The organism is Streptomyces sp. L500, from assembly GCF_054551825.1.
The window spans coordinates 23,860-36,435 of the sequence record NZ_JBTOLC010000007.1; the positions used below are offsets into that span (position 1 = coordinate 23,860).

Sequence of the window (12,576 nt, forward strand, 5' to 3'; positions counted from 1 at the left end):
CGTCCTCCTCAGGTCCCAGATGGCTCCCCGTCAGGGGGAGCACCCGTTACTACCGCGCGTTGAAGTACTTCGCCTCCGGGTGGTGGATCACGATCGCGTCCGTCGACTGCTCCGGGTGCAGCTGGAACTCCTCCGACAGGTGCACCCCGATCCGCTCCGGCTCCAGCAGGGCCGCGATCTTCGCGCGGTCCTCCAGATTGGGGCACGCCCCGTAGCCCAGGGAGAAGCGGGCGCCCCGGTACTTCAGGGCGAACATGTCCTCCACGTCGTCCGGGTCCTCGCCCCCGAAGCCCAGCTCCGCCCGCACGCGCGCGTGCCAGTACTCAGCCAGGGCCTCCGCCAGCTGCACCGACAGGCCGTGGAGCTCCAGGTAGTCGCGGTAGGAGTCCGACGCGAAGAGCTTCGCCGTCGCCTCGCCGATCCGCGAGCCGACCGTGACGACCTGGAGGCCGACCACGTCCCGCTCGCCGCTCTCCTCCGGGCGGAAGAAGTCCGCCAGGCACAGCCGCCGGCCGCGGCGCTGGCGCGGGAAGGTGAAGCGGGTGCGCTCGGTGCCGTCCTCGTGGAGGAGGATGAGGTCGTCGCCCTTGCTCACGCACGGGAAGTAGCCGTGGACGACGGCCGCCTCCAGCAGGTTCTCCGTGTGGAGCTTGTCCAGCCAGCCGCGCAGCCGGGGGCGGCCCTCCGTCTCGACGAGCTCCTCGTACGTCGGGCCGCCCGTGCGGGCCTGCTTCAGGCCCCACTGGCCCTTGAAGAGCGCGCCCTCGTCCAGCCAGGACGCGTAGTCCTTCAGCGGGATGCCCTTGACGACGCGCGTGCCCCAGAACGGCGGCTCGGGGACGCGGTTGTCCACCGCCACGTCCGAGCGGACGGCGCCCTCGGGCTCGTCCACCTCCAGGACGGCGACGTCCCGCCTGGCCACGCGCCGCTGCTTGAGCTCCGGCAGCGTCGCGCCCGGCACTCCGCGCTTGACGGCGATGAGCGCGTCCATCAGCCGCAGGCCCTCGAAGGCGTCCCGGGCGTAGCGGACCTCGCCCTCGTAGATCTCGTGGAGGTCCTGTTCGACGTAGGCGCGCGTCAGGGCCGCGCCGCCGAGGATCACCGGGTAGGTGGCCGCCAGCTTGCGCTGGTTGAGCTCCTCCAGGTTCTCCTTCATGATCACGGTGGACTTCACCAGCAGGCCGGACATGCCGATGACGTCGGCGCGGTGCTCCTCGGCGGCCTCGACGATGGCCGAGACCGGCTGCTTGATGCCGAGGTTGACGACGTTGTAGCCGTTGTTGGACAGGATGATGTCGACGAGGTTCTTGCCGATGTCGTGGACGTCGCCGCGGACCGTGGCCAGGACGATCGTGCCCTTGCCCTCGGCGTCGGACTTCTCCATGTGCGGTTCGAGGTAGGCGACGGCGTTCTTCATCACCTCGGCCGACTGGAGCACGAACGGCAGCTGCATCTGGCCGGAGCCGAAGAGCTCGCCGACGACCTTCATGCCGGCCAGCAGCGTCTCGTTGACGATGTCGAGGGCGGGACGGGCTTCGAGGGCCTCGTCGAGGTCGGCCTCCAGGCCGTTCTTCTCGCCGTCGATGATGCGGCGCTGGAGCCGCTCCTCCAGCGGGAGGGCGGCCAGCTCCTCGGCCTTGCCGGCCTTGAGGGACTTGGCGGTGGCGCCCTCGAAGAGCGCCATCAGCTTCTGCAGCGGGTCGTAGCCCTCGGCGCGGCGGTCGTAGATCAGGTCGAGGGCGGTGGTGACCTGCTCCTCGTCGAAGCGGGCGATCGGCAGGATCTTGCTCGCGTGGACGATCGCCGAGTCCAGGCCCGCCTTCACGCACTCGTCCAGGAAGACGGAGTTGAGCAGGATGCGGGCGGCCGGGTTGAGGCCGAAGGAGATGTTCGACAGGCCCAGGGTGGTCTGGACGGCCGGGTGGCGGCGCTTGAGCTCGCGGATCGCCTCGATGGTGGCGATGCCGTCCTTGCGGGACTCCTCCTGGCCGGTGCAGATGGTGAAGGTCAGGCAGTCGATGAGGATGTCGTCCTCGAGGATGCCCCAGGTGCCGGTCAGGTCGGCGATGAGCCGCTCGGCGATCTCCACCTTCTTCTCCGGGGTGCGGGCCTGGCCCTCCTCGTCGATGGTGAGCGCGATGAGCGCTGCTCCGTGTTCCCGTGCGAGCCGGGTGACCTGGGCGAAGCGGGACTCGGGGCCGTCGCCGTCCTCGTAGTTGACGGAGTTGATCACCGCGCGGCCGCCGAGCTTCTCCAGGCCCGCCCGGATGACGGCGACCTCGGTGGAGTCCAGCACGACCGGCAGGGTGGAGGCGGTGGCGAAGCGGCCGGCCAGCTCCTCCATGTCGGCGACGCCGTCGCGGCCGACGTAGTCCACGCACAGGTCGAGCATGTGGGCGCCCTCGCGGATCTGCTCGCGGGCCATCTCCACGCAGTCGTCCCAGCGGCCGTCCAGCATGGCCTCGCGGAACTTCTTCGAGCCGTTGGCGTTGGTGCGCTCGCCGATGGCCAGGTACGAGGTGTCCTGGCGGAACGGGACCGTCTGGTAGAGGGACGCGGCGCCGGGCTCGGGGCGCGGGGCCCGCTCGGGCGGGGTGACGCCGCGGACCCGGTCGACGACCTGGCGCAGGTGCTCGGGGGTCGTCCCGCAGCAGCCGCCGACCAGGGACAGGCCGTAGTCGCGGACGAAGTTCTCCTGGGCGTCGGCCAGGCCCTCGGGGCCGAGCGGGAAGTGGGCGCCGTCCTTGGTGAGGACCGGCAGGCCCGCGTTCGGCATGCACAGCAGGGGAATGCGGGAGTGGCGGGTGAGGTAGCGGAGGTGCTCGCTCATCTCGGCGGGGCCGGTCGAGCAGTTCAGGCCGATCATGTCGATGCCGAGCGGCTCCAGGGCGGTCAGCGCGGCGCCGATCTCGGAGCCGAGCAGCATGGTGCCGGTCGTCTCGAAGGCCATCGAGACCAGCAGCGGCACCTCGACGCCGGTGGCCTCCATGGCCCGGCGGGCGCCCAGGACGGACGACTTGGTCTGCAGGAGGTCCTGGGTGGTCTCGACGATCAGCGCGTCGGCGCCCCCGGCGAGCAGGCCCTCCGCGTTGGCCTGGAAGCCGTCGCGGAGCGTGGTGTAGCCGATGTGGCCGAGGGTGGGCAGCTTGGTGCCGGGGCCGATGGAGCCGAGGACCCAGCGCTGCCGGCCGTCCGCGGCCGTGAACCCGTCCGCCACCTCGCGGGCGATGCGGGCGCCCGCCTCGGACAGCTCGTACACACGGTCCGCGACGTCGTACTCGGCCATGGCCGTGTGGTTGGCGCCGAACGTGTTCGTCTCGACGCAGTCGACGCCCACGGAGAAATACGCCTCGTGGACGGAGCGGACGATGTCCGGACGGGTGATGTTCAGGATCTCGTTGCAGCCTTCGAGCTGCTGGAAGTCCTCGAGGGTGGGGTCCTGCGCCTGGAGCATCGTGCCCATCGCCCCGTCGGCCACCACCACTCGGGCGGCGAGCGCCTCGCGCAGTTGCGCGATTCGGGCGGAACGGACGGTCGATGGCGTAAGCGAGGCCATGGATGTGCTCCCGGGTGTGCGACGGCTGTCGGCTTTGCGCCCCCGCTGAAGGGGGCGCACGCCGCAAGCGTAGCTGTCAGGAGGCCCGTAGGCCGAGGGGCGTCCACGGTCTGGACCATTCCCTGGATGGCCGGCCCGATCCGGGCCTGCGGCTGGATTCGGTCGTACGTACGCTCTCGGCGATCATGGTCTGGCCTGCTGTCGGGTATCCCCTGGTCGGCATCGGCCGATAGTGTTCAGCATTGCCGAACGGATACAAACGGATACAGCCGGGCGGCGCGGGTGTGTGAGGAGGGTGCTCGATGGCACGGACCATCCAGTCACTGGAACGGGCGGCGGCGATGCTGCGGCTGCTCGCGGGTGGTGAGCGGCGGCTCGGTCTGTCCGACGTCGCTTCCGCGCTGGGTCTGGCGAAGGGCACCGCCCACGGCATCCTGCGCACCCTCCAGCAGGAGGGCTTCGTCGAGCAGGACCCCGCCTCGGGGCGCTACCAGCTCGGCGCCGAGCTGCTGCGGCTGGGCAACAGTTACCTGGACGTCCACGAACTGCGGGCGCGCGCCCTGGTCTGGGCGGACGACCTGGCCCGCTCCAGCGGCGAGAGCGTCTATCTCGGCGTCCTCCACCAGCAGGGCGTCCTGATCATCCACCATGTCTTCCGGCCCGACGACAGCCGCCAGGTGCTGGAGGTCGGCGCGATGCAGCCGCTGCACAGCACGGCGCTGGGCAAGGTGCTGTGCGCCTACGACCCGGTGGCCCACGCCGAGGTCGCCGACGCCGAGCGCGAGGCGTTCACGCCGCGGACGGTGACGGCCATGCCCGACCTGGAGGGCGTGCTGGACCTGACCCGGGCCCGCGGCTGGGCGTCGGACGTCGAGGAGACCTGGGCGGGCGTGGCCTCGCTCGCGGCCCCCATCCACGACCGGCGCCGGATGCCGGTCGGCGCGGTGGGCGTCACGGGCGCCGTCGAGCGCGTCTGCGAGGGCGGCGAGCTCCAGGCCCGGCTGGTCGCGGCGGTCCGCGACTGCGCCCGCGCCGTCTCGCGCGACCTGGGCGCCGGCCGCTTCTGAAGATCGCTTTCCCCATAGGGGGCCGCACTCGTGTTCGCGGCCCTCGGGAAAACGGTCCGTCCGGTTCGCGAAAACGCTTCGGAAGGGCTTCTTCGAGGCCACCGAGACCGGGTCGTTACCGGTCGGTATCCGAACGTAAATTTACGGCCAGTTGGCCGAGAGTTTCCGGTCACAGAGGCCTTGACGTGCCCTTAACCGTGCAGAAAACTGCCGTGCATCGGTCGGCATTGTCGAACACCTACCGACAATATTCGCTATGGTGTGCAGTGCCACGGGACCGATCGCCGCCCTCACGGAGGGCTCGGACCGCCGGAAACCCGCGGTTCGTCTTCCCCTGGACGAAGGACAAAGGAGTCGCGGGTGTCCAGCTCCGACATCTTCACCGGTGAGTTCATCGGTACCGCAGTTCTGATTCTGCTCGGCGGCGGCGTGTGCGCCGCCGTCACCCTGAAGCGTTCCAAGGCCCGGAACGCCGGCTGGCTGGCCATCACGTTCGGCTGGGGCTTCGCCGTCCTGGCCGGCGCGTACATCGGCTCGAAGTCCGGCGCGCACCTCAACCCGGCCGTCACCCTCGGCCTCGCCTTCGACGGCGCGGTCTCGTGGAGCGACGTGCCGCTCTACATCGGCTCCCAGCTGCTGGGCGCGATGACCGGCGCGACGCTGGTGTGGCTGGCCTACTACGGTCAGTTCCAGGCCCACCTCACCGACCCGGAGATCGTCACCTCCCTCAACCCCAGTGAGGGCATGGTCGACCAGACCGCCGAGCCGGAGGCCGGCCCGGTCCTGGGCATCTTCTCCACCGGTCCCGAGGTCCGCAACGCGGTACAGAACCTGGTCACCGAGATCATCGCCACGACGGTGCTGGTGCTCTTCATCCTCACCATGGGCCTGACCAAGGGCCTGGCCGTCAGCGGCACGGGCACCCTGATGGTCGCCCTGCTCGTCGTCGGCATCGGTCTCTCGCTCGGCGGCCCGACCGGCTACGCCATCAACCCCGCCCGCGACCTCGGCCCGCGCATCGTGCACGCGCTGCTCCCGCTGCCCAACAAGGGCGGTTCGGACTGGGGCTACGCGTGGGTCCCGGTGGTCGGCCCGATCATCGGCGCCGCCCTCGCCGCAGGCATCCACAAGATCGCGTTCTGAGCAGCACCCGCCGAGACCCTTCCGACTTCAGGAGCACACCCCACATGACCGAGACCACCGGCACCCACGCCCAGGGCCCGTTCATCGCCGCGATCGACCAGGGCACCACCTCGTCCCGCTGTATCGTCTTCGACCGCGACGGACGCATCGTCTCCGTCGACCAGAAGGAGCACGAGCAGATCTTCCCCAAGCCGGGCTGGGTCGAGCACGACGCCAAGGAGATCTGGACCAACGTCCAGGAGGTCGTCGCCGGCGCCGTCGAGAAGGCGGGCATCACCGCCGCCGACGTCAAGGCCATCGGCATCACCAACCAGCGTGAGACCACGCTGATGTGGGACAAGAACACCGGCGAGCCGGTTTACAACGCCATCGTCTGGCAGGACACCCGCACCGACGCCCTCTGCAAGGAGCTCGGCCGCAACGTCGGCCAGGACCGCTTCCGCCGCGAGACGGGCCTCCCGCTGGCCTCCTACTTCTCCGGCCCCAAGGTCCGCTGGCTGCTGGACAACGTCGAGGGCCTGCGCGAGCGCGCCGAGGCCGGCGACATCCTCTTCGGCACCATGGACTCCTGGGTCATCTGGAACCTCACCGGCGGTGCCGAGGGCGGCGTCCACGTCACGGACGTCACCAACGCCTCCCGCACCATGCTGATGAACCTCCGCTCCCTGGAGTGGGACGAGCGCATCCTCTCCTCCATGGAGATCCCGGCCGCCGTGCTCCCGGAGATCCGCTCCTCCGCCGAGGTCTACGGCACCGCCAAGGGCGGCGCCCTCGCCGGCGTCCCCGTCGCCTCCGCCCTCGGCGACCAGCAGGCGGCCCTCTTCGGCCAGACCTGCTTCGACCAGGGCGAGGCCAAGTCCACCTACGGCACCGGCACCTTCATGCTGATGAACACCGGTGACGAGCCCGTCCAGTCCTACAACGGCCTGCTGACCACCGTCGGCTACCGCATCGGGAACGAGAAGCCCGTCTACGCCCTCGAGGGCTCCATCGCCGTCACCGGCTCCCTCGTGCAGTGGATGCGCGACCAGATGGGCCTCATCAAGAGCGCCGCCGAGATCGAGACGCTCGCCAGCTCCGTCGAGGACAACGGCGGCGCCTACTTCGTGCCGGCCTTCTCCGGCCTGTTCGCCCCCTACTGGCGCTCCGACGCGCGCGGTGTGATCGCGGGCCTGACCCGCTACGTCACCAAGGCGCACATCGCCCGCGCCGTGCTCGAGGCCACCGCCTGGCAGACCCGCGAGATCACCGACGCCATGACCAAGGACTCCGGCGTCGAGCTCACCGCGCTCAAGGTCGACGGCGGCATGACCTCCAACAACTTGCTGATGCAGACCCTCTCGGACTTCCTGGACGCCCCCGTGGTGCGCCCCATGGTCGCCGAGACCACCTGCCTCGGCGCGGCCTACGCCGCCGGCCTCGCCGTCGGCTTCTGGCCGGACACCGACGCACTGCGCGCCAACTGGCGCCGGGCCGCCGAGTGGACCCCCCGCATGGACGCGGACACGCGTGACCGCGAGTACAAGAGCTGGCTCAAGGCCGTCGAGCGGACCATGGGCTGGATCGAGGACGAGGAGTAATCATGACAACCCCGCAGAGCGTTCCGACCCTGGGAACGCACCCGGCTGCCGGTGCCAACCCGGGCCGCGCCGAGACCCGGGAGAGACTGTCCAAGGCGACGTACGACCTCCTGGTGATCGGTGGCGGCATCCTGGGCACCTCGGTGGCCTGGCACGCCGCGCAGTCCGGACTGCGGGTCGCGATGGTGGACGCCGGTGACTTCGCCGGCGCCACCTCCTCCGCGTCCTCCAAGCTCGTCCACGGCGGTCTGCGCTACCTCCAGACCGGCGCGGTCAAGCTCGTCGCGGAGAACCACCACGAGCGCCGGGTGCTGGCCAAGGACGTGGCCCCGCACCTGGTCAACCCGCTCACCTTCTACCTGCCCGTCTACAAGGGCGGCCCGGTGGGCGCGGCCAAGCTCGGCGCCGGTGTGTTCGCCTACTCGGCGCTGTCCGCCTTCGGCGACGGCGTCGGCAAGGTCATCACCCCGGCCAAGGCCAAGGCCGACAACCCCGGCCTGCGCACGGACAACCTCAAGGCCGTGGCGGTCTACTACGACCACCAGATGAACGACTCCCGCGTCGCCGTCATGACGGTCCGCGCGGCCGTCGAGTCCGGCGCGGTCGTCCTCAACCACGCCGAGGTCACCGGCCTGCGCTTCACCCACGGCAAGGTGACCGGCGCGGAGCTCAAGGACCGTGTCGACGGCACGGAGTTCGGCATCGACGCGCGCGTCGTCCTCAACGCCACCGGCCCGTGGGTGGACCACCTGCGCAAGCTGGAAGACAAGGGCGCCGCGCCGTCGATCCGCCTCTCCAAGGGCGCGCACATCGTGATGAAGCGCAAGTCGCCGTGGAAGGCCGCCATGGCCACCCCGATCGACAAGTACCGCATCACCTTCGCCCTCCCGTGGGAGGACCAGCTCCTCCTGGGCACCACCGACACCCAGTACGAGGGCGACCCGGCGGACGTCCGCGCCACCGAGGAGGACATCCAGCAGATCCTCGACGAGGCCGCGTTCTCCATCCAGGACGCCGACCTCGACCGCGACCTGATGACGTACGCCTTCGCCGGCCTGCGCGTGCTGCCCGGCGGCCCGGGCGACGTCGCCCAGGCCAAGCGCGAGACGGTCGTCTCCGAGGGCAAGGGCGGCATGCTCTCCGTCGCGGGCGGCAAGTGGACGACCTACCGCCACATCGGCCGTACGGTCATGAAGAAGCTCGCCCAGGTGCCCGGCAGCCCGCTGACCGAGGACATGGAGCCCATCTCCAGCCTGGTCCGCCGCACCCCGCTGCCCGGTGTCGCCAACCCCAACGCGGTCGCCCACCGCCTGCTCGTGGACCGCGAGCCCGGCAGCCGCATGGACCCGCTGACCGCCCGTCACCTCGCCACCCACTACGGCTCGCTGTCCTTCGACATCGCCCGCCTGGTCAACGAGAACCCCGAGCTCGGCGAGCGGATCCACGAGGACGGCCCGGAGATCTGGGCCCAGGTCGTCTACGCCCGCGACCACGAGTGGGCCGAGACGGTCGACGACGTGCTGCGCCGCCGCACCACCCTGACCATCCGCGGCCTCGACAACGAGGACGTCCGCGCCAAGGTCAAGGACATCCTGGGCGACAAGCGCTGACGCGAACGCCGGACGAACGGGGAGCGGTGCCCGGCACCGCTCCCCGTTCCCGTGTGCCCGCACATATGCGCGGAAACGGGCAACCACGGCCCGCCCCGGTACGTCCCCTGAAGGGAAGAGGGGGACGGACACCATGAACGCGACAGCACCGGAACGGGCCGCGCCGGCCACCGGGAAGACCACCGCGCGCCGCGGCCCACGCTGGCGCCGCGTCACCCTCCGGGTGGCGCTGGGGCTGGTCCTGCTCGTCCTCGTACCGGTCGTCACGGCCGGCAGCGCGCTGCGCGCCTCCTACGCCGGGGCGCCCGCCGACGACGCCGTCACCCGGGGCAAGGACGCCCTCTGGCTCGGCCACGCCTGGCTCGACGGCCGCAAGAACGACGCCGACCTCGCCCGGCTCCGCCGCAAGCTCGCCGGCACCGGCATCCACGACCTCTACGTCCACGCCGGACCGCTGGAGCACGACGGCACCCTGCCCGCCTCGGCGTACCGCGACGCCGGCTGGCTGCTCGCGGCCGTCCACCGGGAACTGCCCGGCGTCCGGGTCCAGGCGTGGCTGGGGGACAAGCTGGTCCGCCGGGGCGAGGGCGGCGGCCTGTGGCTGGGCTCGCCGGCCGCCCGCGACGCCGTCGTCGCCAGCGCCCGGCAGGTGATGAAGGCCGGATTCCAGGGCGTCCACCTGGACGTCGAACCCGTGCGCACCGGCGACCGCGACTTCCTCACCCTGCTGGACTCCCTGCGCCCGGCGGTGCGTTCGGAAGGCGGACCGCTGTCCGTCGCCGCCCAGCAGATCGACCCGCTGCCCTCCATGCACTCCGCGTCGGGCGCGCTGGGCAGCCCCAAGTGGTGGACACAGAGCTATTTCGGCGACGTCGCCCGCCGCGTCGACCAGATAGCCGTCATGTCCTACGACACCGCGCTGCCTTGGGAGAACCTCTACGGCGGCTACGTCGCCCAGCAGACCAGGCTCGCCCTCCAGGCCACCCCGGCCGGCACGGACCTGCTGATGGGCGTGCCCTTCTACCACACGGACAACCTGGGCCATCAGAGCCGGGCCGAGACCGCCGCGGCCGCCGTGCGCGGCACCCGGCTGGGGCTCGGCCGCGAGGACCGCCACCGGCGGAACTTCGGGCTGGCCCTGTACGTGGACTTCGCGGCCACCGACGCCGACTGGCACGCCTACCGGGCCGGATGGGGAGCACGTGGCTGAAAGTCCCTCCCCCTCGGGGGCTGCGAAGGGGGGCCGCCGAAGTCGTAGGCTTGGGGCACACGCAAGACGAACGCAACTGCACGGAACGGCAACCGGCGGTGGCACGGGCGGTGCCCGTGGACCCCGGTCGGAAGGAGGCGCTGGGTGATCGAGCTTGAGGGGGTTCCCGAGCTGATCGACCCGGTCATGATCTGTGCCTTCGAGGGCTGGAACGACGCCGGGGACGCCGCCTCCAGCGCCGTGGCGCACCTCGACCGGGAGTGGAAGGGCGAGGTCTTCGCCGCCCTCGACGCCGAGGACTACTACGACTTCCAGGTCAACCGGCCCACGATCTGGCTGGACGGAGGCATCCGTAAGATCACCTGGCCGACCACCCGGCTGTCCGTGGTGCGCGCCTCCGGTGGCGCCCCGCGCGACCTCGTGCTGGTGCGCGGCATCGAACCCAGCATGCGCTGGCGGTCCTTCTGCAACGAGATCCTGGGCTTCGCCCACGAGCTGGGCGTGGAGATGGTGGTGATCCTGGGCTCGCTGCTCGGCGACACCCCCCACACCCGGCCGGTGCCGGTCAGCGGCGTCACCTCCGACCCGGACCTGGCCCGCACCCTCGATCTGGAGGAGTCCCGCTACGAGGGCCCGACCGGGATCGTCGGCGTCCTCCAGGAGGCGTGCACCCACGCGGGCGTCCCGGCGGTCAGCCTCTGGGCGGCCGTGCCGCACTACGTCTCCCAGCCGCCCAACCCCAAGGCCACCCTGGCGCTCCTCAACCGCCTGGAGGACCTGATCGACCTGCGCGTCCCGCAGGGCGAGCTGCCGGAGGACGCCCGCGCCTGGCAGCTGGGCGTCGACCAGCTGGCGGCCGAGGACAGCGAGGTCGCCGAGTACGTCCAGTCCCTGGAGGAGGCGCGGGACACCGCCGACCTGCCGGAGGCCTCCGGAGAGGCCATCGCCCGGGAGTTCGAGCGCTATCTGCGCCGCCGCGACGGCCAGCCGGGGCCCGGCCAGCCGGGCGGGGTCGCGGCCGAGCCGGGCCTCACCGAGGGCGGCCGGGACGCCTCCTACCTCCGGGACACGGCCAGCGGCCGGACCCGGCCGCCGCGCCCGCCCGCCAAGGACGAGGAGGGCGATTCCGCCGGGGCCCCCGAGGAGGGCGCCGACGGTACGGAGGGCGACGGCTGAGACGCCCGTCCCCGGCGGGGCGCGCCACCGGCTCCCGGGCCCGTGGGGCCCGGCCGACGGAGGAATTCGCGGGTTATCGACGCGACGCGCCGCAATGATCCGCCGTACACTTGTCTGCCCGGTGAAGGCCGGTTCGCCACCCGAGGAAGGGTGGGGGGCCGGCCTTCTCGTCCCCCCAGGAGGTGTGCGGATGACCAGCAGTCTTCCCGCGGTCGACACGCGCTCGGCATCGGCCCTGCAGGCGGTCCTGCTCGACATGGACGGCACGCTGGTCGACACCGAGGGCTTCTGGTGGGAGGTGGAGACGGCGGTCTTCGCCGAGCTCGGCCACCAGCTGCTCGAGGAGTGGCGCGAGGTGGTCGTCGGCGGCCCGATGGCGCGCAGCGCCGCCTTCCTGATCAAGGCGACGGGCGCGCGGATCGCCCTCGCCGAGCTCAGCGCGCTGCTGAACACGCGCTTCGCCCAGATGATCGGCCAGGGCGTGCCGCTGATGCCGGGCGCCCGGCGGCTGCTCGCCGAGCTGGCCGCCCACGGGGTGCCGACGGCCCTGGTCTCGGCCTCCCACCGGGAGATCATCGACCGGGTGCTCCACAGCCTGGGCCCGCAGCACTTCACCCTGACCGTCGCCGGCGACGAGCTGGCGCGCACCAAGCCCCACCCGGACCCGTATCTGCTGGCCGCCGCGCGGCTGGGGGCGGACCCGGTGCGCTGCGCGGTCGTGGAGGACACCATGACGGGCGTGACCGCCGCCGAGGCGGCGGGCTGCCGGGTGGTGGCGGTGCCCTCGGTGGCGCCGATCCCGGCCGCCGCGGGCCGTACGGTCGTGGGCTCGCTGGAAGAAGTCGATCTCTCTTTTCTGCGCGGATTGATCAAGCTCTGAAACTCTGGGCGCTTGAACGATTGTTTTCCGTGACGAATGCGCTGGCTGAATTCCCCCGGCCGCCGAAGTCGTCACGGAAGTGACGTTGGTCACCGGATCGGGAGCCTCCGGGGGCTTCCCCGTGCCCTCGGAAGCGCTTTCGGACGGGCTGAAGCGCACCCTTGTGTCCGGATAGATCATCCTGTGCCGGAATCGTTCCGGCGTCCGGATATCGGACATCCGTCTTTCGTTATCGCGGTGTGATATCGCCTCGAGTTCACCCTGTTCCGGCGGCACCGGCCATGCGCACTAATCTCTTCGCGAGAACTTCACGGCTGCCCGTATGACCGCCCTTCCGGTATCGGTAGGGTCCGG

The 12,576-nt window shown here is 71.1% G+C and carries 8 protein-coding genes; 7 read left to right on the top strand and 1 reads right to left on the bottom strand.

The features are described from left to right. Window positions 1-49 precede the first annotated feature (49 nt). Window positions 50-3,556: a methionine synthase gene (gene metH, locus ACX9I7_RS09735; RefSeq protein WP_459387090.1), complete on the bottom strand. Its 3,507-nt coding sequence runs from the start codon at window positions 3,554-3,556 to the stop codon at window positions 50-52. A gap of 302 nt (window positions 3,557-3,858) precedes the next feature. Here metH and ACX9I7_RS09740 point away from each other — a divergent pair, with 302 nt between their 5' ends. The 7 genes from ACX9I7_RS09740 (at window position 3,859) to ACX9I7_RS09770 (ending at window position 12,222) form a co-directional block, all read left to right on the top strand. Continuing rightward, window positions 3,859-4,623: an IclR family transcriptional regulator gene (locus ACX9I7_RS09740; RefSeq protein WP_459387091.1), complete on the top strand. Its 765-nt coding sequence runs from the start codon at window positions 3,859-3,861 to the stop codon at window positions 4,621-4,623. 360 nt (window positions 4,624-4,983) lie between these two features. Continuing rightward, entirely contained in the window at window positions 4,984-5,766 is a 783-nt protein-coding gene (locus ACX9I7_RS09745; protein ID WP_387577145.1) for an MIP/aquaporin family protein, read from the top strand. A gap of 44 nt (window positions 5,767-5,810) precedes the next feature. Then, on the top strand, window positions 5,811-7,346 hold the full coding sequence (gene glpK / locus ACX9I7_RS09750; RefSeq protein ID WP_387577147.1) for a glycerol kinase GlpK: 1,536 nt from the start codon (window positions 5,811-5,813) through the stop codon (window positions 7,344-7,346). A gap of 2 nt (window positions 7,347-7,348) precedes the next feature. After that, window positions 7,349-8,956, top strand: coding sequence for a glycerol-3-phosphate dehydrogenase/oxidase (locus ACX9I7_RS09755; RefSeq protein ID WP_126913445.1), 1,608 nt, complete (start codon window positions 7,349-7,351; stop codon window positions 8,954-8,956). Between the two features lie 133 nt (window positions 8,957-9,089). Further along, entirely contained in the window at window positions 9,090-10,166 is a 1,077-nt protein-coding gene (locus tag ACX9I7_RS09760; RefSeq protein WP_387577149.1) for a glycosyl hydrolase family 18 protein, read from the top strand. A gap of 144 nt (window positions 10,167-10,310) precedes the next feature. Then, a complete protein-coding gene (locus ACX9I7_RS09765) occupies window positions 10,311-11,342 on the top strand; it encodes a PAC2 family protein (protein ID WP_387577151.1) in 1,032 nt (343 codons plus the stop codon). Window positions 11,343-11,532: 190 nt separating this feature from the next. After that, complete coding sequence (locus ACX9I7_RS09770) at window positions 11,533-12,222, top strand: HAD family hydrolase (protein WP_387577153.1); 690 nt, start codon at window positions 11,533-11,535, stop codon at window positions 12,220-12,222. The last annotated feature ends 354 nt before the right edge of the window (window positions 12,223-12,576 follow it).